At 69.4% G+C, this 25,657-nt stretch carries 28 protein-coding genes; 11 read left to right on the top strand and 17 right to left on the bottom strand.

The annotated features are described in order from the left end of the window. The 5 genes from E4A53_RS13960 to E4A53_RS13940 all read right to left on the bottom strand — a co-directional run. Nucleotides 1-1,500 (bottom strand): M48 family metallopeptidase (locus E4A53_RS13960; RefSeq protein ID WP_136163726.1); only part of this gene is annotated, 1,500 nt, incomplete at its 3' end. Nucleotides 1,501-1,531: 31 nt separating this feature from the next. Then, nucleotides 1,532-2,161, bottom strand: a complete 630-nt coding sequence (locus E4A53_RS13955; RefSeq protein ID WP_136163725.1) for a LemA family protein — start codon at nt 2,159-2,161, stop codon at nt 1,532-1,534. A 79-nt stretch (nt 2,162-2,240) separates the two neighbouring features. After that, a complete protein-coding gene (locus E4A53_RS13950) occupies nt 2,241-3,419 on the bottom strand; it encodes a dipeptidase (protein ID WP_136163724.1) in 1,179 nt (392 codons plus the stop codon). Nucleotides 3,420-3,448: 29 nt separating this feature from the next. After that, entirely contained in the window at nt 3,449-3,910 is a 462-nt protein-coding gene (locus tag E4A53_RS13945) for a dihydrofolate reductase (RefSeq protein WP_136163723.1), read from the bottom strand. Further along, nucleotides 3,907-4,701, bottom strand: a complete 795-nt coding sequence (locus tag E4A53_RS13940; RefSeq protein WP_136163722.1) for a thymidylate synthase — start codon at nt 4,699-4,701, stop codon at nt 3,907-3,909. Before E4A53_RS13940 ends, E4A53_RS13945 begins: the two co-directional genes overlap by 4 nt. A gap of 149 nt (nt 4,702-4,850) precedes the next feature. Between E4A53_RS13940 and E4A53_RS13935 the strand changes: the two genes are divergently transcribed. Next, nucleotides 4,851-5,819 carry a magnesium and cobalt transport protein CorA gene (locus E4A53_RS13935; protein WP_136163721.1) on the top strand — a complete coding sequence of 323 codons (969 nt, stop codon included), beginning with the start codon at nt 4,851-4,853 and terminating at the stop codon, nt 5,817-5,819. Nucleotides 5,820-5,883: 64 nt separating this feature from the next. Here E4A53_RS13935 and E4A53_RS13930 read toward each other — a convergent pair whose 3' ends face one another. The 4 genes from E4A53_RS13930 to E4A53_RS13915 form a co-directional block, all read right to left on the bottom strand. Further along, nucleotides 5,884-6,702, bottom strand: coding sequence for an arylamine N-acetyltransferase family protein (locus E4A53_RS13930; RefSeq protein ID WP_136163720.1), 819 nt, complete (start codon nt 6,700-6,702; stop codon nt 5,884-5,886). A 53-nt stretch (nt 6,703-6,755) separates the two neighbouring features. Next, the gene (locus E4A53_RS13925; protein ID WP_136163719.1) at nt 6,756-8,087 is read right to left on the bottom strand and encodes an amidohydrolase; all 1,332 of its coding nucleotides are present in this window, start codon (nt 8,085-8,087) and stop codon (nt 6,756-6,758) included. A gap of 80 nt (nt 8,088-8,167) precedes the next feature. After that, nucleotides 8,168-8,560: a VOC family protein gene (locus E4A53_RS13920; RefSeq protein ID WP_136163718.1), complete on the bottom strand. Its 393-nt coding sequence runs from the start codon at nt 8,558-8,560 to the stop codon at nt 8,168-8,170. A gap of 16 nt (nt 8,561-8,576) precedes the next feature. Next, on the bottom strand, nt 8,577-9,128 hold the full coding sequence (locus tag E4A53_RS13915) for a DUF3617 domain-containing protein (protein ID WP_136163717.1): 552 nt from the start codon (nt 9,126-9,128) through the stop codon (nt 8,577-8,579). A gap of 64 nt (nt 9,129-9,192) precedes the next feature. On the opposite strand from E4A53_RS13915, the gene uvrB reads away from it, so the two are divergent. The 3 genes from uvrB to E4A53_RS13900 all read left to right on the top strand — a co-directional run bounded on the left by uvrB (nt 9,193) and on the right by E4A53_RS13900 (nt 12,819). Next, nucleotides 9,193-11,370 (top strand): excinuclease ABC subunit UvrB, encoded by a 2,178-nt coding sequence (uvrB, locus tag E4A53_RS13910; RefSeq protein WP_136163716.1) that lies wholly within the window; start codon nt 9,193-9,195, stop codon nt 11,368-11,370. Between the two features lie 385 nt (nt 11,371-11,755). Further along, complete coding sequence (locus E4A53_RS13905) at nt 11,756-12,286, top strand: hypothetical protein (RefSeq protein WP_239018312.1); 531 nt, start codon at nt 11,756-11,758, stop codon at nt 12,284-12,286. After that, nucleotides 12,283-12,819: a hypothetical protein gene (locus E4A53_RS13900; protein ID WP_136163715.1), complete on the top strand. Its 537-nt coding sequence runs from the start codon at nt 12,283-12,285 to the stop codon at nt 12,817-12,819. The genes E4A53_RS13905 and E4A53_RS13900 overlap by 4 nt, the downstream gene beginning before the upstream one ends. Nucleotides 12,820-13,097: 278 nt before the next feature. On the opposite strand, the gene E4A53_RS13895 is transcribed toward E4A53_RS13900, so the two are convergent. Further along, the gene (locus tag E4A53_RS13895) at nt 13,098-13,592 is read right to left on the bottom strand and encodes a DUF2721 domain-containing protein (RefSeq protein ID WP_136163714.1); all 495 of its coding nucleotides are present in this window, start codon (nt 13,590-13,592) and stop codon (nt 13,098-13,100) included. A 78-nt stretch (nt 13,593-13,670) separates the two neighbouring features. On the opposite strand from E4A53_RS13895, the gene E4A53_RS13890 reads away from it, so the two are divergent. Further along, nucleotides 13,671-14,756, top strand: a complete 1,086-nt coding sequence (locus E4A53_RS13890; protein WP_136163713.1) for a GNAT family N-acetyltransferase — start codon at nt 13,671-13,673, stop codon at nt 14,754-14,756. On the opposite strand, the gene E4A53_RS13885 is transcribed toward E4A53_RS13890, so the two are convergent. After that, a complete protein-coding gene (locus E4A53_RS13885; protein ID WP_136163712.1) occupies nt 14,746-15,609 on the bottom strand; it encodes an alpha/beta hydrolase in 864 nt (287 codons plus the stop codon). The genes E4A53_RS13890 and E4A53_RS13885 overlap by 11 nt on opposite strands. A gap of 128 nt (nt 15,610-15,737) precedes the next feature. Between E4A53_RS13885 and E4A53_RS13880 the strand changes: the two genes are divergently transcribed. After that, entirely contained in the window at nt 15,738-17,027 is a 1,290-nt protein-coding gene (locus tag E4A53_RS13880; RefSeq protein WP_136163711.1) for an adenylosuccinate synthase, read from the top strand. A gap of 67 nt (nt 17,028-17,094) precedes the next feature. Here the strand turns inward: E4A53_RS13880 and E4A53_RS13875 are convergent, their stop codons facing one another. The 4 genes from E4A53_RS13875 to E4A53_RS13860 form a co-directional block, all read right to left on the bottom strand. After that, the gene (locus E4A53_RS13875; protein ID WP_136163710.1) at nt 17,095-17,295 is read right to left on the bottom strand and encodes a hypothetical protein; all 201 of its coding nucleotides are present in this window, start codon (nt 17,293-17,295) and stop codon (nt 17,095-17,097) included. A gap of 158 nt (nt 17,296-17,453) precedes the next feature. Further along, nucleotides 17,454-17,690 carry a hypothetical protein gene (locus E4A53_RS13870; RefSeq protein WP_136163709.1) on the bottom strand — a complete coding sequence of 79 codons (237 nt, stop codon included), beginning with the start codon at nt 17,688-17,690 and terminating at the stop codon, nt 17,454-17,456. A gap of 170 nt (nt 17,691-17,860) precedes the next feature. Beyond that, complete coding sequence (gene aroC, locus E4A53_RS13865) at nt 17,861-18,928, bottom strand: chorismate synthase (protein WP_136163708.1); 1,068 nt, start codon at nt 18,926-18,928, stop codon at nt 17,861-17,863. A 42-nt stretch (nt 18,929-18,970) separates the two neighbouring features. Next, a complete protein-coding gene (locus E4A53_RS13860) occupies nt 18,971-19,630 on the bottom strand; it encodes a c-type cytochrome (protein WP_136163707.1) in 660 nt (219 codons plus the stop codon). Between the two features lie 133 nt (nt 19,631-19,763). On the opposite strand from E4A53_RS13860, the gene E4A53_RS13855 reads away from it, so the two are divergent. Then, the gene (locus tag E4A53_RS13855; protein ID WP_136163706.1) at nt 19,764-20,657 is read left to right on the top strand and encodes a prephenate dehydratase; all 894 of its coding nucleotides are present in this window, start codon (nt 19,764-19,766) and stop codon (nt 20,655-20,657) included. Nucleotides 20,658-20,767: 110 nt separating this feature from the next. Here E4A53_RS13855 and nudC read toward each other — a convergent pair whose 3' ends face one another. Together nudC and E4A53_RS13845 are read right to left on the bottom strand one after the other, a co-directional pair. Continuing rightward, nucleotides 20,768-21,652, bottom strand: coding sequence for an NAD(+) diphosphatase (gene nudC, locus E4A53_RS13850; protein WP_136163705.1), 885 nt, complete (start codon nt 21,650-21,652; stop codon nt 20,768-20,770). A 27-nt stretch (nt 21,653-21,679) separates the two neighbouring features. Further along, nucleotides 21,680-22,723, bottom strand: coding sequence for an A/G-specific adenine glycosylase (locus E4A53_RS13845; protein WP_136163704.1), 1,044 nt, complete (start codon nt 22,721-22,723; stop codon nt 21,680-21,682). Between the two features lie 26 nt (nt 22,724-22,749). On the opposite strand from E4A53_RS13845, the gene E4A53_RS13840 reads away from it, so the two are divergent. The 4 genes from E4A53_RS13840 to E4A53_RS13825 all read left to right on the top strand — a co-directional run. Then, nucleotides 22,750-23,289 carry a DUF721 domain-containing protein gene (locus E4A53_RS13840; protein WP_136163703.1) on the top strand — a complete coding sequence of 180 codons (540 nt, stop codon included), beginning with the start codon at nt 22,750-22,752 and terminating at the stop codon, nt 23,287-23,289. Then, the gene (locus tag E4A53_RS13835; protein ID WP_136163702.1) at nt 23,289-23,975 is read left to right on the top strand and encodes a DsbA family protein; all 687 of its coding nucleotides are present in this window, start codon (nt 23,289-23,291) and stop codon (nt 23,973-23,975) included. Before E4A53_RS13840 ends, E4A53_RS13835 begins: the two co-directional genes overlap by 1 nt. Nucleotides 23,976-24,018: 43 nt before the next feature. Next, nucleotides 24,019-24,765, top strand: a complete 747-nt coding sequence (locus tag E4A53_RS13830; protein WP_136163701.1) for a thioredoxin domain-containing protein — start codon at nt 24,019-24,021, stop codon at nt 24,763-24,765. A 41-nt stretch (nt 24,766-24,806) separates the two neighbouring features. After that, a partial coding sequence (locus E4A53_RS13825) for an AAA family ATPase (RefSeq protein ID WP_168694396.1) occupies nt 24,807-25,657 on the top strand: 851 nt, incomplete at its 3' end.

Here is a 25,657-nt window from a genome sequence, read left to right as displayed (position 1 = left end):
CGGCTGCCCGGCCGTGCCGGGCCGGGGCGGCGGCGGGGTTGCCGGCCGTGCGGCGGCGCCGTCCGTGGCGCGGGCCTGCCCCGGCGTGCAGCTGCCGTCCGGGTAGGACGGGCCCGAGCAGAACGGACCCCTGCGCGTGTCGCGGGCGAGGTCGACCAGCATGGTAGGGCTGAAGATCCGGTGGAGCTTGCGGAGGTCGCCGTCCGCCGGCCAGTGAAAGACGATCAGGAAAGCGGAGACGGCGGCAAGCGGGATGATCAGCTTTGGCGTCAGCCCGGCGGCGTTGCGCCCGTCCCCCGCGCGCCATTCGTACCAGGCGATGCAGGCGTCCTGCCATTCGCGATAGGCGGCGCGGTTGGTGAAATAAAGGCCGGCAATGGCCAGCGTCGGGGTCGGCGGCTGTTCGAGCGGCCGGCCGGTCGCGTCGCGCGGGAACAGGGCCGGGGCGGGCGGTGGCGCCTGCCCGCGCCCCTCTCCTCTGCGGCCGAAGGCGGGCGGAGGGGCGGCGCGCGGCGCGCGGGTGTCGCGGCGGCGGCGCTGCGGGTTCATCATCTCCCGCCCCAGCGTGGCGATCGCGGCGATACGGGCGGCGACGGGCGGATGGGAACCGCCGTCATGATCCGACGGGCCGTCGAACAGCTGCCCTTCCACCGCGCGGCTGCCGGGGAAGGCGCCGTGGCCGCCGACCTTCTCCAGCGCGCTGACCAGCGCCTCCGGAAAACGGGTGACGCGGATCGCCTCGCCATCCGCGCCATGATCGCGGCCGAGGCGGAGGGCGCGGCGGGCGAAGCGGGCAAGCTGCATCGAGACCATGGTGACGGCGCCGCCGGCGAGCATGATCAGCAGCATCGGCGGCATCAGCAGCGGGATGACGAGCTGGCGCCAATCCTCGAAGCGCAGCGGGTTGTGGGTCTGGTAGAGGACGGCGGTGCGCATCAGCGCGTGGTTGGCGGCGAGCAGGCGGGTATCGCCCTGGCGGATATGCGATGCCTCATGCGCGAGGACGGCGGCGAGTTCGTCGTCGTCGAGCCGGTCGAGCAGGCCGCGAGTCACCGCGATCAGCCCGCGATACGGACCGTCGCCGATCGTGACCGCATTGGGCGCGTCCACCTCGATCACGCCGAAGCGCGGCACGCGGACGCCGAGGGCGGTGCACTGTTCCTCCGCCAGCGCGACGAAGCGCGGCTCCTCCGCCCGCTCGACGATGCGGATGCCGAGGCGGCGGGCGACGGCGGCGGCGTGGCCGCGATAGAGCCGCCAGAACAGCCAGCCGCTGAGCAGCGCCAGCGGCAGGGCATAGCGCAGCGCATAGCCGGCGGGGTTGGTGAGGATGGTATGATCCGGGTCGACGAGCAGCAGGACCATGGTCAGCGCGAAGGCGCCGGTCAGCTCGAACGCCAGGATATAGGCGGCGACCAGCCACAGCGTGTAGCGGCGGTTGCGCCGGGCGTGGGTGACGTAACCATGGACCGGGCCATGGATTGCCGCCTGTGCCGCCATCGTCGCGTGCCCCCGCGCCGGCCGCCGGAAATCAGAAGCTGATCTGCCGCGATTCCGCCATTTCCGCCCGGCGCTCACCGAGCGAGAATTTCTCGCGTACCGGCGCGGCGCGCCGTGCCAGCAGGTTGCCGGGGAAGGCGCGGCGGACGGCGTTCAGTTCCTCGACCGCGAGATTGTAGAATTTGCGCGCGGCGGTGATCCGGTCCTCGACCCGGATCAGGTCGTCGCGCAGCCGCGAATAATGGCCGGCGGAGACGAGGGTCGGATAATTCTCGCTGACCGAGAACAGGTTCTGCAGGACATTGGCGATCTGGGTATCGGTGTGGATCGCGGCATCCCCCATCGCCTCGACCGCGTCGACGCGGGCGTCGAGCACGTCGCGGATCACGTCGTGCTCGCGCTCCGCGAAGGCGCGGACGACCGCGACCAGATTGCCGATCAGGCCGTTGCGTTCGACGAGCAGCGCATCGACATCGGCGAAGGCGGCGTCGGCCCGCTCGTCCAGCCGGGCGATCAGCGCGTGCTGGCCGCGCAGGCGCAGCGCCAGCCACAGCAGCAGGCCGGCGACCAGCCACAGCCACCAATGGTCGAGCGCGAAATTGGTCGCGCGGATCAGGCGGCCGGAAAGGTCGGTTGCTTCCCAAAAGCTTTGTGCCGGCATGATTCCATCGCCCCCTGGCCGCCATTGGCCCTGTCCGCGCTACGCCCGAGGCGTGAATTTTGCGTAACCTACGGGGCTGCTATCGCTTTTCCGGCAAGGCGTGGGCGAGCAGGCGGAGCAGGTTACCGCCCATCACCGCGCGGATCTCGTCGTCGGAGAAGCCGCGATCGATCAGCGCCTGGGTGATCTGGACGAGCTGGCTGGTGTCGAAGGCGGTGGTGACGGCGCCGTCATAGTCGCTGCCCAGCCCGACATGGGCGATGCCGACCAGATCGCGGACATGGGCGATGGCCTTGGCGATGTCGGCCGGAGCGGTGCCGCACGCCGCCGCCTCCCAATAGCCGATGCCGACGATGCCGCCGGTGCGGGCGACGCCGATGATCTCCGCATCGGTCAGGTTGCGGTTGACCTTGCAGGTCGCCTGCACGCCGCCATGGCTTGAGACGACCGGGCGGGTCGCCATTGCCAGCACGTCGGCGACGGTGGCGTGGCTGGCATGAGCGATGTCGACGATCATCCCCTTCGCCTCCATCGCGCGGACGATCCGGCGGCCGAACGGGGTCAGCCCGCCTTTGGCCAGCCCGTGCATCGACCCGCCCAGTTCGTTGTCGAAGAAATGGGTCAGCCCGGCCATGCGGAAGCCGGCGGCGTAGAGCGTGTCGAGATTGACCGCCTTGCCCTCCAGATCCTGAAGCCCCTCGATCGACAGCAGCGCGCCGACGACCTGCTTGCCCGCCGCGCGGTCGGCGAGCAGGCGGCGCACGTCCGTCGCGCTGGTGACGATGCGCAGATGGCCGGCGGACGCCGCCTCCGCCCGGTGCAGCTTCTCCGCATGCCAGAGCGAGCGCTGGAGCAGCGAGGTCCAGGTACGGGGCGGCTGGAGCTGGGCGATGGCGAGCAGGGTGATGTTGTCGCTGTCGGCGCCGTTGGCGTCGTAATTCTGGTTTTTCGGCGTCTTGGTGACCGACGAGAACACCTGCAGCGCGACGTTGCCGGCCATCAGGCGCGGCAGGTCGACCTGGCCGCGATCGGCGCGGTCGAGCAGGCTGCGGCGCCACAGCAGCGTATCGGCATGGCTGTCGGCGATCGCCAGCGTCTTGTGCAGGGCGGCGGCGCGCGGGCTGATCGCCAGCAGCCGGTTCGGCTCAACCTTGTTCATCGACCGTTCGACGATGCCGGGGGCGAGCGCGAAGAACAGCGCGGCGGCGAGCAACAAGAGCAGGAGGAGGGAAAGGATGATCTTGCGGCGTCGGGTCATGGCGATCGATCCTTCCTTCCCGCCCGTGGTCAGCGTTCCAGCGTAACGAAGCTGTGGGTGGCGAAATCCTCGCGCGCCACCTCGCGCCAGCCGATGAAGGCGGGGAGGGTGGTGTCGCCGTCGGGTGCCTGATGCACTTCGGTCAATTCGATGCGGTCGGCGAGTGGCAGGAACAGGCGGTAGATCTCGGCGCCGCCGACCACCGAGACACGCGCAGACGCGGCAAGGGCGAGGGCGGCGGCGACATCGGCGACCGGCTCCGCGCCGGGGGCGGACCAGCCGGCGTCGCGGGTCAACACGATATGGCGGCGGCCGGGCAGCAGGCCGGGCAGGCTTTCAAACGTCTTGCGGCCCATGATCATCGGCGCGCCGGTGGTGAGCGCCTTGAAACGCTTCAGATCGGCGGGGATGTGCCAGGGCATCGTGCCGTCGCGGCCGATGATGCCGTTTGTGGCACGGGCGACGACAAGGGTGATGTGCGGCCGGCTCACACCGCCACCGGCGCGGCGATGTGGGGGTGCGGATCATAGCCGGTAATCGCGAAATCCTCATAGGCATAGGCGTCTATCGTCGGCGCGCGGCGGGTGATCGCCAGCGTCGGCAGCGGGCGCGGCGCGCGGGTCAGCTGGAGCCGGGCCTGATCGAGATGATTCTCGTAGAGATGGCAGTCGCCGCCGGTCCAGATGAACGCGCCCGGTTTCAACCCGCACTGGTCCGCCAGCATATGGGTGAGCAGGGCATAGCTGGCGATGTTGAACGGCACGCCCAGGAACACGTCGGCGCTGCGCTGGTAAAGCTGAAGCGACAGGCGGCCGTCGGCGACCTGGGTCTGAAACAGGCAATGGCAGGGGGCGAGCGCCATCCGGTCGACCTCGCCGGGGTTCCAGGCGGTGACGATCTGGCGGCGCGAGGCGGGGTTGGCGTTGATCTGGGCGATCAGCGCGGCGATCTGGTCGAGATGGCGGCCGTCCGCCGTTTCCCAGTCGCGCCATTGCTTGCCGTAGACCGGGCCGAGGGAGCCGTCCGCATCGGCCCATTCGTCCCAGATCGTCACCCGATTCTCGTTCAGCCAGCGGATGTTGGTGTCGCCGCGCAGGAACCACAGCAGTTCGTAGATGATCGAGCGCAGATGCAGCTTCTTGGTGGTGACGAGCGGAAAACCATCGGTCAGATCGAAGCGCATCTGGTGGCCGAACACCGCCCGGGTGCCGACGCCGGTGCGGTCCGCCTGCGCGGTGCCTTCGTCGAGGATACGCTGAATCAAATCGAGATAGGGACGCATGGATCGACGATAGGGGGGAACGGCGGCGCTGTCGCCCCACTTGGCGGCGGATTTGACGAGATTATCCGGCCCCCGGGGTGGCGCCGGTGCTTTCGTTGCGGCGAATCCCCCTCTAGGCTGGTGGTTTCGATCCTTGCCGGGTTTGGTCCATGACTGTCATCGCCGCCTATCTCTACCGGCACGGCCAGCGCGTCCGCGCGGTGGCGATCGACGAGCGGATCGACTGCCCGGCCGACAAGTCCGAATTCGTCTGGATCGGCATCGCCGAGCCGAGCGCGGCCGAGATGCAGACGTTGCAGCGCCATTACGGCCTGCACCCGCTGGCGGTGGAGGACGCGCTGAAGGCGGACCAGCTGCCGAAGATCGACATCTATGGCGACCAGCTTTTCGTCGTCGCGCGCACCGCGCATCTGGAGGGCGACCGCATCGTCTATGGCGAGACGGCGGTGTTCGTCGGCCACAGCCATATCATCACCGTCCGCCACGGATCGGCCCGCACTCATAAGCAGTTGCGCGACCAGCTGGAGGCGGCACCGACCCTGCTCGCCCACGGCGTCGACTATGTGCTGCACGCGATCCTCGATTTCATCGTCGACGGCTATCTGCCGATCGTCGAGACGATCGAGGAGGAGGTGCTGGAGATGGAGCAGCGCACCCTCGACAATTTCCTCAGCCGCGAGGAGGTGACGCGGATATTCACCCTGCGGCGCGAGCTGATCCGCTTCCAGCGCTCGCTGGGGCCGATGGGCGAGGTGGCGGGGCGGCTGGTGCGGCTCGACCTGCCGTGCGTAGACCCGGAGACCCGGCCTTATTTCAACGACGTGCTCGATCATGTCCACCGGGTGCAGGTAATGGTCGACGGGCTGCGCGAGGTGCTGACGTCGGTGTTCGAGTTCAGCAACCTGCTGGAGCAGCAGCGCACCGGCACGATCACCCGCCAGCTTGCCGCCTGGGCGGCGATATTGGCGGTGCCGACGGCGATAGCCGGGATTTACGGCATGAATTTCAAGTATATGCCGGAGCTGTCGACGCATTACGGCTATTTCGTCGTGCTCGGCGCGATCGGGCTGATCTGCGCGCTGCTTTACGTGCAGTTCAAGCGGGTGAAGTGGTTGTAGCGGCGGTTGGGCGGGCGGATTGCCGCTCCGCCTGCGGGGCTCGCAATGACGGGGAGGGGCGGCTTCAGAACAGGGGGAGGCGGGCGACTTCTTCGGCGGTGAGGGTGATGCCGAAGGCGTTTTCGAGCAGCGTGCGCCACTGGGCGGGGCCGTCGATGTCGATCCGTTCCGTGCCGTTGCCTGAAATGGTCAGTGTCCGGTCGGTCAGCGCGAGGAAGCCGCCCGGCGGCGCCAGGCTGACGATGCAGCGGGTGGTGAAGCGGGTATTCGGCCGCGTCGCGGTCCAGTGGTTGCTGAGTTCCAGGTCGATCGGCGCCACTTCCTCGGTCGAGAAGCTGCACTGGGTGTACCATTCCGCGCTGTCCGGCCCGCGCCCGTCGGTCAGGTCGTAGCGGCCGCGCCGTTCCAGCGTCCAGCCGTGATCGGGGTCGAAATGCAAGCGGTGGCGGGCGCCGTCGTCGGTTTCGGTTTCGGCGCCGCCGACCAGCCGCATCGGCGGCACGTAGCTGCCGCCGAAGCCGGCGTCGGCGATCCACGCCTCACCGTCGATCGTGACCAGATTGAGCGTGTGGGTGCGCGGCGGCACCCCTTCCGCGCCGAGCCAGACCCGCGCCAGCAGCGGCCGGCTGGTGAAGCCGAGCGTGGTGAGCGCGGCGCCGTACAGGCTGTTCTGTTCGAAGCAGTAACCGCCGCGGCGGCGGGTCACCAGCTTGGCGAAGATCGCGTCCGGTTCGAGGCTGATGCCGTAGCCGAGCGGGATGTCGAGATTCTCGAACGGAATGGCGCGGCGATGGGCGCGTTGCAGCCGGCCGAGGCCCTCGACGCTGGGCGCCGGTGCCTCGGCAAGCCCGATGCGGTCGAGATAGGCTGCGATATCGAACATGCGCCGTATCTAATGCCTGATCCATCCGTGTGGAAGCGCGGTGCCGCAGCCGGTCAGTCGGCCGCCGGCGCCGGCCCGAGCAGGTCGAGCACCGCCGCGGTCATCGCCGTGGCGCCGGTGACGATCGCCGGTTCCGGGTCGACGCGGAACACCGGCGAATGATGCGGCGGAATCGGCGGGCCGCCCTTGGCGGCGGCGTCGATCACCGCCTGCGGCGTGCCGCCGACGGCGAAGTAATAGCCCTTCACCCCGGTATCGCGCTGGACGAAATAGGCGAAATCCTCCGCCCCCATGCCCATCTGCTCGAACGGATGGAACGCGGCGGCGCCGAGGGTGCTGGCGAGGGTGGCGTTCAGCCGTTTGGCGAGCGGGGTGTCGTTGATCGTCGTCGGCGTGCCTTCGATCACCGTGACCACCGGCAGCTTGTTCTCCGGCATGCCGTTCAGCCGGCCGACGCCTTCCGCCACCCGCCGGATGCCGGCGATCAGCGCGGCGCGTGTCGCCTCGTCATTGGCGCGGACGGTCACCTGCAGCTTCGCCTCGTCGGAGATGATGTTGTGCTTGTTGCCGGCGTGGAACGAGCCGACGGTGATGACGCCCGGGTTGAGCGGCGGCCGTTCGCGGCTGATCAGGCCCTGCAGCGCGATGACGATCTGCGACGCCATGTAGACCGGGTCCTTGCCCTGGTTGGGGCTAGCGCCGTGCGCGCCGATGCCGGGAATGACGATGTCGACGCTGTCCGACGACGAATACTGGATGCCTTCCGACGCGCTGACCTTGCCCGAGGCGAGGCCGGAGGCGACGTGCAGCGCCAGCGCGTAGTCGGGTTTCGGGAAGCGGGTGTAGAGGCCGTCCTTGATCATCGCGTCGGCGCCGCCGACCCGTTCCTCGGCCGGCTGGACGACGAAGACGACGGTGCCGCGCCAGCGGCCCTTCAACGCCGCAAGCCGGCGCGCGGTCGCCAGCATCGCGGTGATGTGGGTGTCATGCCCGCAGGCGTGCATCACCGGCGCCTCGACCCCGTCGATGCCGACCTGCCGCGCCTTCGACGGATAGGCGACGCCCGAATCCTCAAGGATCGGCAGCCCGTCCATGTCGGCGCGGACCATGACCGTCGGCCCGGTACCGTTTTTCATCACGCCGACGACACCGGTGCCGCCGACCTTCTCGGTGACGGTGATGCCGGGGACGGCGCGCAATTCCTTCGCCATGCGCGCGGCGGTGTTCACTTCCTTGAACGACAATTCGGGGTTCTGGTGGAACCAGACGAAGAGCTGGCCCAGATCCTTGTCGTAATCGGCCTTGATCGCGGCCTGATAGTCAGGCGCGGCGAGGGCCGGCGTCGTGGCCAGCGCGGCGGCGAGCAGGAAGCGCGTGAGATGCATGGAAGTCCCCCATTCCGGTTGCCGTCATCCAAGCACCGACGACCCGGCGAGGCAAGAGCGTGCCGCCGCTTTTCAGCGCCTTATCCGGCGCCGCCGACATGCACGGCGCACAGTTTGTTGCCCTCCGGGTCGCGGAAATAACCGATGTAGAAGGCGCCGGGCCCTTCCGGACTGCGCAGGCCGGGAGCGCCTTCGTCTGTGCCGCCGAGTTCGAGGGCGAGGGCGTGGAACGCATCGACCGCCGCGCGGCTGCCGACGCTGATCGCCGTCATGTTGCCGTTGCCCGCCGTCGCCGGCGCGCCGTCATAGGGCGGGGTGATCGCGAAGCCCGGCTGGTCCGGCGCGATCGCGTAATAGGTGAAGCCGCGGTCGAGGGTCATCACCTGCTTCGCACCGATGCTGCCGAGCAACGCGTCGTAATAGGCGCGGGCCTTGTCGATGTCGTTGGTGCCGAGCGTAACGTAGCCGATCATCGATGCCATCCTTTCATCAAGCCTTGCACGGGCCAATGCGCTCGGCCTTGCTGTCCATCTTCATCGTCATCTTGCCCTGCGGGCCGGTCTGCTCGACGCTGGCCTGCATTTGATAGGCGTTCGGGCCGTAGGTTCCGTTCATCGTCATTTTCATTTCGCCCGGCGACCCCTGACAGCGCAGCACGGCGGCGATCTTGCCGTTGCCCATCGAGAAATTATCGTAGCGGCAATTCTCGTTGTCCTTGCCGACGAACATGTCGGGATCGGGCTTCTTCGCCTGTTCCTCGGTCACGCAGCTTTCATGGCTGCTCGCCTTCGCGGCGTGAGCACGCATCGCCTCCAGCGCCTGCGGCGGCAGGCCGGGCATGTCCATTTCGCCGATCGTGAAGGTCGTTCGCCACTGGCCCGGCGAAATGAAGCTGCCTTCGCCCGCGCGCGACTCGGCGATTTTCTGCGCGACTTCCGAAGCCGAGGCGTTTTCGGCGGAGACGGTGGCGCCAGAGTTGCAGGCGGCGAGCAGAAGCAGGGGCGCGAGCGGCAGGACCGCCGCCGGGCTGAAACGGAACATAAGGACACCTTTCCGGGCAAGAGAGCGTTGCGACCCTGTCGATCAGGCACCATATCCCCGGTCCATGGCAATTCAAATCAGAACCACCCTCGACGAGCCGGAGGCCGGGGCGTTCGTGCCGCACAAGCCGGTGCGCCCGGAAAAGACCGAGGGCGGCAAGCGGTTCAAGCTGGTGTCAGAGTACCAGCCGTCCGGCGACCAGCCGGGCGCGATCGCCGAGATCGTCGCCGGGGTTCAGGCGGACGAGCGCGACCAGGTGCTGCTGGGCGTCACCGGATCGGGCAAGACGTTCACGATGGCGAAGGTGATCGAAACGCTGCAGCGCCCGGCGCTGGTGCTGGCGCCGAACAAGATCCTCGCCGCCCAGCTTTACGGCGAGTTCAAGAATTTCTTTCCGGAGAACGCGGTCGAATATTTCGTCAGCTATTACGACTACTACCAGCCGGAAGCCTATGTCCCGCGCTCCGACACCTATATCGAGAAGGAAAGCTCGGTAAACGAGGCGATCGACCGGATGCGGCATTCGGCGACGCGCGCGTTGCTGGAGCGGGACGACGTGGTGATCGTCGCGTCGGTATCCTGCCTGTACGGCATCGGATCGGTCGAAACCTATTCGGCGATGGTGTTCGACCTGAAGCGCGGCCAGAGCGTCGACCAGCGCGAGATCATCCGCAAGCTGGTCGCGTTGCAATACAAGCGCAACGACGCCGCCTTCGCGCGCGGCAATTTCCGGGTGCGCGGCGACAATCTGGAGATTTTCCCGTCGCATTACGAGGACACCGCCTGGCGTGTGTCTTTCTTTGGCGACGATATCGAGGAGATCGTCGAGTTCGACCCGCTGACGGGGAAGAAGGTCGCCTCGCTCGACTATGTCCGCGTCTACGCCAATTCCCACTATGTGACGCCCGGCCCGACGCTGAAGCAGGCGATGGAGGCGATCCGGCTGGAGCTGGCCGAGCGGCTGAAGGAATTACAGCGGGAAGGGCGGCTGCTGGAGGCGCAGCGGCTGGAGCAGCGGACCAATTTCGATCTGGAGATGATCGCCGCCACCGGATCATGCGCCGGAATCGAGAATTATTCCCGTTTCCTGACCGGCCGCCTGCCCGGCGAACCGCCGCCGACGCTGTTCGAATACCTGCCGGAAAACGCGCTGCTGTTCGTCGACGAGAGCCATGTCACCATCGGCCAGGTCAACGGCATGTCGCGCGGCGACCACCGGCGCAAGCTGACGCTGGCCGAATATGGCTTCCGCCTGCCGTCGGCGATCGACAACCGGCCGCTGCGCTTCAACGAATGGGACGCGATGCGGCCGCAGACCACCTATGTTTCCGCGACGCCGGGGACGTGGGAGATGGAGCAGACCGGCGGCGTGTTCGCCGAGCAGGTGATCCGCCCGACCGGGCTGATCGACCCGCCGGTCGAGGTGCGGCCGGTGGAGGACCAGGTCGACGACCTGGTCAACGAATGCCGGGCGGAGGCGGCGCGCGGCTATCGCACGCTGGTGACGACGCTGACCAAGCGGATGGCCGAGGACCTGACCGAATACATGCACGAGGCGGGGCTGAAGGTCCGCTACATGCATTCGGATACCGAGACGCTGGAACGGATCGAGCTGATCCGCGACCTGCGGCTGGGGGTGTATGACGTGCTGGTCGGCATCAACCTGCTGCGCGAGGGGCTGGACATTCCCGAATGCGGGCTGGTCGCCATCCTCGACGCCGACAAAGAGGGCTTCCTGCGGTCCGAGACCTCGCTGATCCAGACGATCGGCCGCGCCGCGCGCAATGCCGAGGGGCGGGTGATCCTTTACGCCGACACGATCACCGGCAGCATGGAACGGGCGATGCGCGAAACCGACCGCCGCCGCCAGAAGCAGGTCGCCTATAATACCGAGCACAGCATCACCCCGGCGTCGGTGAAGAAGAATATCGGCGACATCATCGCCCATGTCGCGTCGAAGGACCAGGTGACCGTCGAGATCGACGAGGATCGGCCGCACATGGTCGGCCACAACCTGCGCGCCTATATCGAGGAACTGGAAAAGAAGATGCGCGCCGCCGCCGCCGATCTGGAGTTCGAGGAGGCCGGGCGGCTGCGCGACGAGATCCGCGCGCTGGAGGCGGAGGAGCTTGGCCTGCCCGCGGATGCGCGCGTCGCGGTGCCGACCGGGCGGAGCAAGGAAGGCAAGCCGGGCACCCGCAAGCTGCGCTACGGCAAGACCCAGCGGAAATGGACGCGGTAGGGCGGCGTTTGCGCGAGGCGGAATTTTTGCCCCGGCGTGGAACCTTCGGCGGCGAAGGCCGTTCTTGTTATGCTTGATCGAAAGAAAGAGCACTGCTGGTCCTGATCTTCGGATCGGACCACAAGGGAGCCCCGCCGCGAAAGCGACGGGGCTTACTTTTTGGCCGGTGCGGAAGGGCGAGCCAGCCGGGTGCGTCCCTCGACTGCGCTCGGGATGGACGGGTGTGTTGTAGCGCTTGTGGGAGCGGTGCGTTGCGTTCGGGATGGCGGTGTGGGCAATGGTGGCCCACTTCGCCTTCCGCCTTCGCCTGGTCGGCGGGCGGTTGCAAATCAGGCGCGTGGGCGCCATTGCCGGTGGGTTGCGTGGCGACAGGCGGGAGTGTGGCGTGAAGAAGCAGGGCGCGGTGCTGACGATGCTGCTACTGGCTTCCTGCGTTGCGCCGCCCCAGACCCATGCCGTGCACCAGCCGCGCCCGGCGCCGCCGGCCCCGCCGCCGCCTGCGCCGCCGCCGGCCCCGATAAGCGCCAGCAGCGACTGGCGCGACTGGCCGATGACACCCGGCGACTGGCGCTATTCCGCCGAGGGCGGCGGCGTGTCGCGCTACGGCACTGCCGGGCAGGCGACCGAGCTGATCCTGCGGTGCGACCGGTCGGCGCGCGCGATTCTGCTCTCCCGCGCCGCCCCCGGCCCGGTTTCCGGCGCGATGACCATCCAGACGAGCAGTGGCGCCAGCGCCGTCGCCGTCACCCAGGCCGCGCCCGGCGCCCCGGCGGAGGCGCGGTTGCCGGCGACCAGCCCGCTGCTCGACCAGATGGCGTTCAGCCGCGGCCGCTTCGTCGTCACGCTGGCGGGGACGGCGCGGCTGGTCGTGCCCGCCTGGCCGGAAGTGTCCCGCGTGATTGAGGATTGCCGATGATGCGCCATGCGCCGTTGCTGCTGATGTTGCTTGCCACCGCCGCCTGCCAGAAGCAGCCGGAGGCGGCCAATCAGGCGGTGCCGCTGGAGGAGGCGACGCCGTTGCCCGAGGCGATGCAGGAGGAACCGGGGCGCGACGGCATCGCCACCGAGCGCGGCAACATCCCGGAGATCGCCGGGCTGCCGGTCGCCGACGGGCGCTGGACGCTGACCGACGGGCCGGCCGCCCGATTCGGATTGGGCGGTGAGCCGGTGTTCAGCATTGCCTGCGACAAGGCGGTGCGGATGATCGTGATGACCCGCGCCGGGATGAACGGCAGCACGCTGCAGTTGCTGACCGATCGTGGCGCCACCCGTTTTGACGCGCAGAATGCGGGGGACGACGCAGTGGCGCGCTTCGCCGCCGGCTATCCGTGGTTCAAGGACGTGCTGGCCAAGGCGAAAGGGGCGATCGGCGTCCGGATCGAGGACGGGATACCGCTGGTGCTGCCGTCCGACCCGCTGATCGGCGAGGTCATCGCCGGTTGCCGGTGAGCCGCGACGGACCATCGAGAGTCGTCCGAAACAAAAATCTTTTCAAGACTTGATCGGCGAGTCCGGATGATTCACCTTCCGCCCCGTGCCTTGCAGGCACAATGGCTTCAACCAGCGAAAGGAGGTGATCCGATGTCTCATGGTTCAGCAGAGGGGTCGGTCAAGTCCGTTCGGGAGACGCGCGCCTGACCAGGCCGCGCCAGATGTCTTCCGGAGGCGGCACTTCCGGCCGCTGACCATGTTGGGGGTTGCCGGGCCTGCGGGCCTGGCAACCCTTTTCATATAAGCGGCGCGCCGTCCGCCCGCCGTGCCATTTCGCCCTCGTGGATCAGCAGTTCTTCCCGGATGCGGAAGCTTTTGCGGGCGATGCGGATTTCCAGCAGGAAAGCGATCAGCCCGGCGATCAGCAGGGTCATCGCGATGACGAAGGATGCGGCGACCGCCACCCGGTAGGGCAGGTTGACCAGTTGGGTGATGAACAGCAGCGCGACCAGCACGCACACCGCGATCGCGCAGGCGACGCACAGCCAGATCGAGATGCTCGACAGGGTCATCCGCCGGTCGAGCCGGCGCAGTTCCGTCACCAGCCGCCGCCGTTCCTCCATGTCGGCGAGGGCGTGACGTTCCTCCAGCCAGCGGGCGCGGTCGACGACGCGGCTCAGCCGGCCGGTCAGCACGTTCAGGAACGCGCCGACACCGGCAAGCAGGAATACCGGTGCGATCGCGAGCTGGATCGTCTGGGCGATGTTCGAGATGGCCGGCAGCGAGTGCATCGCCAAGGGATGGCCCGGCGGCGCGCACGGGGCAAGAGGGATACCGGTTGGTAACGGCCAGGCGCCTAGGCTGCGGCGATGACGATACCGTTCTCCGCCGCGCATTTCGCCCCGCTGCCGGGGCCCGCGGTGCTGGCGATCACCGGGCTGCCCGATGCGATCGACGACGCAGCGGCCGGCGCCCCGGGCGGTGGCTTCCTGCGTGCCGCCTGGTATCGCGCGGCGGCAGCGGCCTATGGTGCGCGGGACGTACGAACCTTCGTCGGCTACGGTGCCGACGGGCGGGTGGCGGTGGCGCTGCCGCTGGCCCGGATCGGCCCACGCGCGCTGCGATTGGCGGCAGTGCCGGGGTGCTACTGGCCGTGGCGTGGTTTCCCGGTGGCGGAGGATGCGCCGACGGCGCTGGTCGTCGCGGTGCTGCGCGCGGTGGCGGCGACGGCATGGGCGTGGCGACTCGGCCCGATCCACGCCGACGCGCCGGTGGTGCGGCGACTGGCCGAGCTGGCGCCGGAGGCCGGCTGGCGGTTGCTGTTCCGGCCGCTGGCGTCGCGCTTTGTCCTGGATGTCGCGGCATTGGACGCGGGCGGCGGTTGGCCGCGCGGATCGACGCTGCGCAAGAACCGCTTTCACGAAAAGCATCTGGCGGCGGCGGGGGCGCTGGAGTGGACCTTCCACGGCGGCGGCGACTGGGACGCGGCGCTGTTCGCCGATCTCGCCCGGATCGAGGCGGCAAGCTGGATCGCCAGGCGCACCAACAGCCGGGACGCCAAGTTCGACGGGACGGCGCATGCCCGCTTCTGGGCCGGGGCGGCAGCGGACCCGGCGATCGCGGCGATGATGCGGGTGGCGCTGCTCCGCATCGACGGCGCGCCGGCCGCCTTCTCGTTCGATCTGGATGTGGGCGGCACGCGCTACGCGATCGCCAACAGCTATGACCGCTGCTTCGCCCGGCACAGCCCGGGCAAGCTGCTCCAGTACCGCAACCTGGCCGACGGGCTGGCGCGCGGGGTGGAGCGGGTCGACTGGGGCGCGGGCGACAGCGGCTACAAGCGCACGATCGGGGCAACCGAGGCGGCGCCGATCGTCGATTGCCTGCTGCTGCGCCGGAACAACCCGGCGGCCGGGCTGATCCGCCGGCTGTGGGCGCGACCGATCAGCGCATGACCTGATCGAGGAAGGCGTCGAGCCGGGCGGTGGCGAAATCGCCGGGACGGCCGAGATCCTCGTTCAGCCGCATATGGGAGCTGTCGGGGACCGGCACGATCAGGGTAGTGGCGCCGGCGGCGCGCAGCGGCCGGGCAAGCGCCTCCGCCTCCGCATAGCCGGTGAAGCGCGCCGCATCCTGCAGGAACAGCCAGGCCGGAGCGTTGGGCGCGGCAAGATGCGCTATGGGCGACAGGCGCAGCCGGCGCGCCTCGCCCGTGCCGAACGCCTTGCCGTAATAGGGCATGGTTTCGCCCGGATAGGGGGCCATCAGCGTCGGGACGTCGAAGCCGGCGCCGTCGAGCAGCGCGACGGCACGGATCGCGGCGAACGGCACCTTTGCCGCCGCCAGCCATTGCGGATCGCTCGCGAGCAGCGCGGCGAGATGCGCGCCGGAACTGTGGCCGACCAGCACGATCCGGTCCGGGTCGGCGCCGATATGGCCGGCATTGGCGCGCAGCCAGGCGATCGACCGGGCGACGTCGCCGATCTGTTCCTCCACCGTCACATCCGGCACGAAGCGGTAGGTGACCGAGGCGTAGACATAGCCCCGATCGAGGAAATGACGCGGCTTGTCCCCGCCGCCGGCGGCCGGGTCACCGGCGCTCCACCCGCCGCCGTGGATGTAGACGGCGAGCGGCCAGCGCCCCTTGTGCCGTGCCGTCCACAGGATCAGCCGCTGGCGCGCCGCGCGGTCATACTGGAGATCCGACCGCTGAATCGTCCTGCCGCTGGTGGTGCGCGGCGCGAGGATCGCCGGCGTCGCCAAGGCGAACAGCGCGGCGACCGCCGCGACCGAGAGGAGCTTGCCCATCGGACTGGCTTAGACGGTCCGCGCGGCCGGCGGGAGGGGGGATGACGGCAATGGCCCGGCGGCCGGCGGGGCTGGACGTTCGCGCCCCCGTCCGATAGGCGCTGCTCCGCAACTGCAGGACGGAATGCGTGGCGAATGTAACGGTGATCGGCGCCCAGTGGGGCGACGAGGGCAAGGGCAAGATCGTCGACTGGCTGGCATCGCGCGCGGATGTCGTCGTGCGTTTCCAGGGCGGGCACAATGCCGGCCATACGCTGGTCGTCGGCGACCAGACCTACAAGCTGTCGCTGCTGCCGTCCGGCATCGTCCGCGGTACGTTGTCGGCGATCGGCAACGGCGTGGTGCTCGACCCGTGGGCGCTGAAGGCGGAAGTCGAGAAGCTGGGCGCGCAGGGTGTCGCGATCACTCCGGACAGCCTGCAGATCGCCGACAACTGCGTGCTGATCCTGCCGTTCCACCGCGACCTCGACGCGCTGCGCGAGGATGCGAGCGGCGCCGGCAAGATCGGCACCACCCGGCGCGGGATCGGCCCGGCTTACGAGGACAAGGTCGGCCGGCGGGCGATCCGGGTTTGCGACCTGGCGCATCTCGACGCCCTTGGGCCGCAGCTTGACCGGCTGACCGCCCATCACGATGCGCTGCGCGCCGGGTTCGGCGAGCCGCCGATCGACCGGGCGCGGTTGCTTGACGAACTGCGCGGCATCGCCGATTTCGTGCTGCGTTTCGCCCGGCCGGTGTGGCTGACGCTGAACGCGGCGCGGGCGCGCGGCGACAAGATCCTGTTCGAAGGCGCGCAGGGCGTGCTGCTCGACGTCGACCACGGTACCTATCCATTCGTCACATCGTCGAACACCATCGCCGGGACGGCGGCGGGCGGATCCGGCCTGGGACCGGCGGCGGCGGGCTATGTGCTCGGCATCGTCAAGGCCTATACGACGCGGGTCGGTTCCGGCCCGTTCCCGACCGAGCTGACCGACGAGACCGGCGAGCGGCTGGGCACGCGCGGGCACGAGTTCGGTACGGTGACCGGGCGCAAGCGGCGCTGCGGCTGGTTCGACGCGGTGCTCGTTCGTCAGGCGGTGGCGGTCGGCGGGATCACCGGCATCGCGCTCACCAAGCTGGACGTGCTCGACGGGTTCGACACGCTGAAGATCTGCGTCGGCTACAAGGTGGGCGACAAGACGCTCGACCACCTGCCCGCCCATGCCGCCGAGCAGGCGGCGGCGGAGCCGGTGTACGAGGAGATCGAGGGCTGGTCCGGATCGACGGCGGGGGCGCGCAACTGGGCGCAGCTACCGGCGTCGGCGGTCAAGTACATCAAGCGGGTCGAGGAACTGATCCGTTGCCCGGTGGCGCTGGTGTCGACATCACCGGAGCGCGAGGACACGATTCTGGTCCGCGACCCGTTCGCCGCCTGAGCGGCGGGGTGGGCGCGGCGGTGAACCGCCGCGCCCGGAGGGTATCGGCTGGCTTATCAGGGCAAAATCAGCCGCGCGGATCGGGAGTCGGCGTCGCTTCAGGCGTGGTTGCGCCGGTGGAAGTCGTCGTCGAGTCGCCGGTGGTCGGCGCCGGGGTTTCAGTGGTTACCGGCGTGGGCTCCGGTGCGGGCGGCGTTTCCTGAGCAAGCGCCGGCACGGAAAGGCCGGCAATCAGGGCGAAGGCCGCAATAGAATTACGCATGAACATACCTCTTTACATCTGCTATGTTGCAACATGCAACGTTGGTAGACTATCACAATAATAATCTATCCTGTAACAATACGTCCTGTATTTGTATCTTGTTGCCGCAATACTTGCCGAAGTCGACCGGGCGGTGCGGCTTCGGCAAGCAGCGGCGAGCCGGATCAGTTGCGCGGCGTGGGCGTCGGAGTCGGTTCCGGCGTCGGGGCAGGCGTTTCCTGATCGTCAGGGATGCCGTTATGGTTGATGTCGGGCACCGGGGTTGGCGCCTGCGCGCCCGGCTCGGCCGGGGTCGGGGTCGCCTGCGGCGTTTCGGCCGGGGGCGTCGGCTCCATCGTCTGCGCCACGGCCGGCAGCGTCATCGCGCCGGCCAGAATCAAGGCAAGATTGAACTTGTGCATCTTCCGTCTCCTTCGAGGCGGTCAACGCGCGGGTGTGGAGACGCTTCCTCAATCGGCCGGGGAAACGGTTCGGGTCATCGTTTATGAATGGGGTAGGCGCGGAAGCGGGCGAGGAGATACCGGCGTTCGCCCGGATGACGGGGGGCGGCGAGGGCGGTTCGGCCGTGCGGTCAGCCGCACTGGGCGCGGTGGAGCAGCTTCTGGTCGGCGAGGACCAGCGCCATCATTGCTTCGACCACGGGCACGCCGCGGATGCCGACGCAAGGGTCGTGGCGTCCTTTGGTGCTGATTTCCGTCGCGGCGCCGTCGCGGGTGACGGTATCGACCGGCGTCAGGATCGAACTGGTCGGCTTGAACGCGACGCGCAGGCGGACCGGCTGGCCGGTGGTGATGCCGCCGGCGATGCCGCCCGCGTGGTTGGCGGTGAATTCCGGACCGCCCGCGCCCGGCCGCATCGGATCGGCATTCTGTTCGCCGGTCAGCCGGGCGGCGGCGAAACCGTCGCCGATCTCGACGCCCTTGACCGCGTTGATCGACATGGCTGCGGCGGCCAGCTCGCTGTCGAGCTTCGCATAAAGCGGCGCGCCCCAGCCGGCGGGGACCCCGGTGGCCCGGCATTCGACGATCGCGCCGAGCGACGAGCCGGCCTTGCGCGCGCCATCGATCGCCACCGCCCAGCGTTCGGCAGCGGCGGCGTCGGGGCAGAAGAACGGGTTGGCGTCGATCTGCGATTCGTCGAAGGCGGCAGGGTCGATCGAATCGGCGCCGACTTCCGCGACCCAGGCGGTAATCGTCACCTCCGGGATGACCAGCCGGGCGACCGCGCCGGCCGCGACCCGCGCCGCCGTCTCGCGCGCCGAGGAGCGGCCGCCGCCGCGATAGTCGCGCCGGCCGTATTTGGCGTCATAGGCATAATCGGCATGGCCGGGCCGGTAGGCGCGGGCAACCTCCGTATAATCCTTCGAGCGCTGGTCGACATTGTCGATCAGCAGGCTGATCGGGGTGCCGGTGGTCCGCCCCTCGAACACGCCGGAGAGGATGCGGACGGTGTCCGGTTCCTGCCGCTGGGTGGTGTAGCGCGAGGTGCCGGGGCGGCGACGGTCGAGCCAGGGCTGAATATCCGCTTCCGACAGCGTCAGCCCCGGCGGGCAGCCGTCGACGACGGCGCCGAGCGCCGGGCCATGGCTTTCGCCCCAGGTGGTGAAGCGGAAAACGCGGCCGAAGCTGTTGAACGACATGGCGGCGTTACCGTGCGTGGCGGCAGGGCGCCGACGCCGCCCTCACTGCGCCGCGGCGGCCGGGGTTTCGGCCGCCGGAGCGGCATCCGCCGGCGCCGCCGCGTTGTCGGCCGGGGCAGCGGCATCGGCGGCGCCCTCGGCCGCCGGCGCTTCCTCCGCCGGGGCGGCGGGGACGGCCGGCAGCGGCTGCGGGCTATCGCTTTGCTGATTGAGCCAGGCGATCAGGTTGGCGCGCTCCTCCGCCTTGCCGATGCCGGCGAAGGTCATCTTGGTGCCTTCCGCGTACTTGCGCGGCGAGGTCAGCCACTCGTCGAGCGCCTGGAAGGTCCAGGTGCCGCCCTTCGCCTTCAACGCCGAGGAGAAGGCGAAACCGCCGCGCCCTTCGGCGATATGGTCGCCGACGACGCCCCACAGATCGGGCCCGATGCCGTTGGCGCCGCCCTTCTGCACGCTGTGGCAGGCGGCGCACTTGGCGAACGCCTTTTCACCGGCCGACAGATCGGCGCTGGCAAGCAGGGCCTCGATCGGCACCGCTGCCGCGGCACCGCCGCCGTCACCATCCTCGACCACGCCCTCGATCGGGTAGCCCATCTTCTCCGGCCGTTCGGCCCGGAAGAATTCGCTACTGACGATCCCGGCCCCGAGAGCGACGATGGCCGCGCCCAGCACCCAGCCAGCGATCGTGTTAGTCCGATTGTCCATGCGCCCCTCGAAGCTCCATTCGCGGACAGCGTCGCCCGCATCAGCCAAAGTTGGGCTTCCCATAGGATTGCGGAGGCTGCTTCGCAAGCCGCGCTTGCCGTTGGACCTTCGCCAGCCTAATCGCGCGGGCGTCATGGATAGCTATGCAGAGCCCGCCCGCCGCCTCGCCGAGGACATGGCCGCCGCCGCCGCCGCCGATCCCGCCCGCGCCGTCGCCTTTCAGGGCGCGCCGGGGGCGAATTCGCATCTGGCCGCGCGCGCCCATTTTCCTGATGGCCTGCCGCTGCCCTGCTTTTCGTTCGAGGACGCGCTGGACGCGGTGCAGCGCGGCGCCGCCGGCCATGCGATCATCCCGATCGAGAATTCGCTGCACGGCCGTGTCGCCGACATGCATTTCCTGTTGCCGGAGTCGGGCCTGTCGATCGTCGCCGAGCGGTTCCTGCGTGTCCGCCACAGCCTGATCGGCCGGGCGGGCGAGACGATCGTCCAGGCGATCAGCCATCCGCAGGCGCTGGGCCAGTGCCGCAACTGGCTGCGCGCGCACGGCATCACGCCGATCGCCCATGCCGACACCGCGGCGGCGGCGGCGACCGTCGCCGAGCGCACCGAGCCGGGGGTCGCGGCGATCGCCCCTTCGCTGGCCGCCGAACTCTATGGCCTGGAGGTGCTGGCGGAAGGAATCGAGGACGCCGAGCACAACACCACCCGCTTCACCGTCCTTGCCCGCGAGGCGGTGGAGCCGGCTCGCGACCAGCCGCTGATGACCACATTCCTGTTTGAAGTGAAGAACATCCCCGCCGCGCTGTACAAGGCGATGGGCGGCTTCGCGACCAACGGCGTCAACATGACCAAGCTGGAAAGCTACCAGCGCGGCGGCAGCTTCGCCGCGACCGAATTCTATGCCGATATCGAAGGCGCGCCGGGTGACCCGGCAGTCGACCGGGCGCTGGAGGAGCTGCGCTTCCATACCAAGTGGGTGCGGGTGCTGGGCGTCTATGCGCAGGAGCGGCCGCGCACGGTGGCGTAGGGGCCTTCGGCTCGCCCGTCATCGCGAGCCGCGCAGCGGCGTGGCGATCCGGCGCGGTGGCGGGTGGATTGCCGCGCCCCCTGCGGCGGCTCGCAATGGCGGGGGTTTGTTCAGGCGGCGGTTTCGTCCAGCCACCAGCGGAACAGGCTGTGGGCGATGGCGAAGGGCGGCGGCGGCAGGAAGGGGGCGCCTTCCGCATGGGCCATCGCCGCCGCGACGCCGGCGCGGTCGACCCATAGCGCGTCTTCAAGCTCGGTGGTGTCGAGGGTGATCGCGGTATCGTCGGCGGTGGCGACGCAGGCGAGCATCAGTGTCGACGGGAAGGGCCAGGGCTGGCTGGCGACATAGCGGACGTCGCGGACGGCAATGCCGGTTTCCTCGCCGATTTCGCGGATCACCGCTTCTTCCACCGACTCGCCCGGTTCGACGAAGCCGGCGAGCGCCGAGTAGCGGCCGGCGGGGAAGCGCGGCTGGCGCGCGACCAGCACCGAATCGCCGTGCATCGCCAGCATGATCACCACCGGATCGACGCGCGGATAATGTTCCGCGCCGCAATCGGCGCAGCGGCGGCCCCAGCCGGCGCGAAAGATGCGGGTGCCGGCCGAGCCGCAACGCGCGCAGAAGCGGTGGCGCAGATGCCAGTCGATCAGGCTGCGCGCGCCGGCATAGCTGGCCGCTTCGCCGGCCGGCATGCGATCGAGCAGCGGGAATATGCTGTGCGAGCGGGTCGCCGCTTCCGGCATGTCGTAGCGCAGTTCGACGAAGCGGGGTTCGTCGTCCTGGAGGCCGAGGAGCAGCAGCGCGGCGGTAGGATGCCCGTCGGCCAGCGCCGTCCAGCAAAGGTGGCCGCCATCGTCGAGCACCGGATCGATGCCGTCGAGCCGCAGCAGCCGGGCGCGCGGATCGGTGAGGGCCGCATCGAAGGCGGCGGGATCGTCGCGCAGCCGGTCGGCGCGGTCGAGCGGCGAGCCGGTGAAGCCGGGGCGGAGGCTCATCGGCGCGTTGCCGGATGGGTAAGAGGATCAGGGCGTGGGCTGGTCATGCCTTTCCTTTTGCAGCGCGGCGGCGGCCTTGGCGAACAGGGTCGGCAGGCCGGCGTCGGCGATGGTATCCACCGGCCACCATTCTCCTTCCAGCGGCGGTTCGCAATCGGTGCCGACGGTGGTGGCGCGGATGGTGAGGGTCAGCGCGAAATGGGTGAAGACATGGCTGACGCTGCCCGCCGCCACCCATGCGGCGGCGCAGGGCGGCGTCTCATCGGGCGAGTCGCCCCAATCGGACGAGGGCAGGGCGCGCATGCCGCCGAGCAGGCCGCGACCGGGGCGGCGGACAAGCAGGACATGGCCGTCGCGCTCGATCCACCAGGCGGTGCCGCGCCGGTGGGGGCGGGGGCGCTTCGCCGCCTTGACCGGGTAGGCGGCCGGGTCCGCCTTGCCGGCGCACAGGCTTTCGAGCGGGCAGAGGATGCAGGCCGGGGTGCGCGGCGTGCAGATGGTCGCGCCGAGGTCCATCATCGCCTGGGCGAAATCGCCGGCGCGCGCGGCGGGGGTGATCCGGTCGGCGAGGGCGCGGAGCGCCGGGCGGGCGGCAGGGAGCGGATCGGTCAGCGCGAACAGGCGGGCGACGACGCGTTCGACATTGGCGTCGATGACGACGGCGCGGCGGCCAAAGGCGATCGCCGCCACCGCCGCCGCCGTATAGCCGCCGATGCCGGGCAGTTTCAGCAGCTCCGATTCGCTGTCGGGGAAGCCGCCGCGCGCCGCCACCGCCCGCGCGCAGGCGAGCAGGTTGCGTGCGCGGGTATAATAGCCGAGGCCGGCCCAGGCGCTCATCAGTTCCGCATCGTCGGCGGCGGCAAGCGCCTCGACCGTCGGCCAGCGTTCGGTGAAACGGCGGAAATAGGGCTTTACCGCCGCCACCGTTGTCTGTTGCAGCATGATTTCCGACAGCCAGACGCGGTAGGGATCGGGCGGCGGCGCGCCGGGCGGGCTGCGCCAGGGCAGGGCGCGCGCGTGCCGGTCGTACCAGGCAAGCAGCCGCCGCGCGGGTTCCGTATCGACGCGCACCGGGCGGCTATGGCATGAGATCGGCGATGACGGAACGGCGCCCCCACAAATCGCGGAACGGAACCGACGAGCGGCCGCGTGGCGGCCGTGCGCGCGCGGTGGCGGAAATGCTGCCCGATGTCGGCCGCGCCGCGTTCCGCCGCTTCGGATTCGTCCAGTCGGCGGTGGTCAGCCGCTGGGCCGAGATCGTCGGCCACCGCTATGCGCGGGTGTCGGCGCCGGAATCGATCCGTTTTCCGCAGGGCAAGCGTGCCGACGGCGTGCTGACGCTGGCGGTGGCATCGGCCCATGCGCCGATGATGCAGCATGTCGCGCCGGATATCGTCGAGCGGGTCAACCGCTTCTTCGGCTATCCGGCGGTGGCGCGGGTGGTTATGCGCCAGGGCACGATTGTGCCTGCGACGCCGCCGCGCCAGCCGCCGCCGTCGCTGAAGCCGGTGACCGCCGAACTGGGCGACAGCCTGCGCGCGATCGCCGACCCGGAATTGCGGGCGGTGCTGGAGGCGCTGGCGCAGGGCGTGGCGCAGACCAGCGGCGCGCCGGTGATCGGAAAGGGGCAGGGGTGATGGCGGGACGGTGGGCGCGATGGATGGTGCTGGCGCTTGGCGTGGCGCTGCTGCCCGGCGCGGCGCCCAAGACCGACTGGACCAGGCATGTGACGGTGACGGCGACCGGCGCCTATGTCCTCGGCAACCCCGCCGCAAAGGTGAAGCTGGTCGAATATGCCAGCTACACCTGCCCGCACTGCGCGCATTACGCCAATGATTCGAAAGCGCCGATCCGCCGCGATTTCATCGCGGACGGGAGCACCAGCGTCGAACTGCGCCACGCGGTTCGCGACCGGCTGGACTTCATCGCGACGCTGCTCGCCCGTTGCGGCGGGCCGGCGCGCTTCTTCGCCACGTCCGACGCGATCTTCGCCGCGCAGGAAAGCTGGATGGACAAGGCGATCGCGTTCGAGCGGGCCAACGCGGAGCGGCTGTCGAAAATGCCGCGCGACGACGCGGTGCGCGAGGAAGCGCGCGCAACCGGCCTGTTCGCCATCGCCGAGGCTGAGGGCGTACCGGCGAAGAAGCTGGACGCCTGCCTGGCCGACGCGGAGCAGCAGAAGCTGATCGGCGCGATGGCCGATCGGGCGTGGAACGAAGAGCATATCCCCGGTACGCCGTCCTTCACGATCAACGGCACGCAGGTGCCCAATGCCGCAAGCTGGGCGATGCTGGAGCCGGCGTTGCGCGCGGCGAAGAAATAGCGTCAACCTGTCCGTCATCGAACAGCAAGGAGCCAGTCCCGTCATGAAATCGACCTTTGCCATCGCCGCCGCGGCCGCAATCCTCACCCTGGCGGGGTGCCAGGACAAGGCGACGGAGAACGCCGCCGAGGGCAATGCCGTGGCGAGCGCGCCGGCGGTTGCGCCCCCGGCCGGCACCGAATGGGTCAGCACCGTCACCAAGACCGCCGACGGCGGCTTCCTGATCGGCAACCCCAACGCCAAGGTGAAGCTGGTCGAGTATCTGTCGATGACCTGCCCGCACTGCGCCGAGTTCGGCCAGACCGCGTTCCCGCCGCTGCGCGACAAATATATCCAGAAGGGCACGGTCAGCCTTGAGGTCCGCAACTATGTCCGCGACCCGATCGACGTCACCGCGTCGCTGATCGCGCGGTGCAACGGCGCCGAGCCGTTCCTGCCGCTGACCGAGCAGCTATTCGGTTACCAGAACGCGATGTTCGACCGGGCGCAAAAGCTGACCCAGGCCGACCAGCAGCGGATCGGTGCGCTGCCGCAGGAGCAGCAGTTCGGCGCGCTGGCGCCGCTGGTCGGGCTTGACGAGTTCGCCCGCCAGCACGGGATCAGCGACGCGAAGCTGAAGACCTGCTTGAGCGACAAGGCGGCGCTCGACGAGCTGGTCGCCATCCAGAAGAAGGCGAATGAGGAGCTGAAGATCCTCGGCACGCCGACCTTCTTCATCAACGACAAGATGCTTGAGGCGACCGGCACCTGGGAGGCGCTGGAGCCGCAGTTGATCGCCGCCGGGGCCTGATTGGCCCAGCCCCGGCGTCCCGATGGCCGGATGACGGCGTGATGCGATTCCGGCGGCTCAAGCTGGCGGGGTTCAAGAGCTTCGTCGACTCGACCGAGTTGCGGATCGAGCCGGGGCTGACCGGCATTGTCGGCCCCAATGGCTGCGGCAAGTCCAACCTGCTGGAAGCGCTGCGCTGGGTGATGGGCGAATCCTCCGCCAAGTCGATGCGCGGCGGCGGCATGGAGGATGTGATCTTCGCCGGCACGGCCACCCGCCCGGCGCGGGGCTTCACCGAGGTGCAGCTTGCGGTGGAACTGGACGGCGACGCCGTGGCTGGGCCGATCGGCGTCACCGAGGACGGCGAATTGGAGGTCGTCCGCCGGATCGAGCGCGGCGCCGGTTCCGCCTACCGCGTCAACGGCCGCGACGTGCGGGCGAAGGACGTCGCCCTGATCTTCGCCGACGCGGCGACCGGCGCTCATTCGCCGGCGCTGGTCAGCCAGGGCCGGATCGGCGCGGTGATCGCGGCAAAGCCGGCGGAGCGCCGCGCGATGCTGGAGGAGGCGGCCGGGATCGCCGGGCTGCATGTCCGCCGCCGCGATGCCGAGCAGAAGCTGCGCGCGACCGAGGCCAATCTGACCCGGCTGGGCGAATTGATCGCCGATATGGAAAGCCGCGCCGGCCAGTTGAAGCGGCAGGCACGGCAGGCCGAACGCTATCGCCAGCTTTCCGCCGAGATCAGGGTGGCGGAGGCACGGCTGATCTTCGCGCGCTGGCGTGACGCGGCGGCGGCGGCGGCGGCAGCCAAGGCGGAAGCGGCGGCCGCCGAGGAGGCGGTGGCCAAGGCGGCGGAGGCCCAGCGCGCGGCGGCGGCGTGGAGCGGCGAAGCGGTCGGCGCGGTCGGCGATGC

It is taken from the genome of Sphingomonas flavalba, from assembly GCF_004796535.1.
Classification (GTDB): Bacteria; Pseudomonadota; Alphaproteobacteria; order Sphingomonadales; family Sphingomonadaceae; genus Sphingomonas_L; species Sphingomonas_L flavalba.
This window is presented reverse-complemented; position numbering and strand designations above follow the sequence as displayed.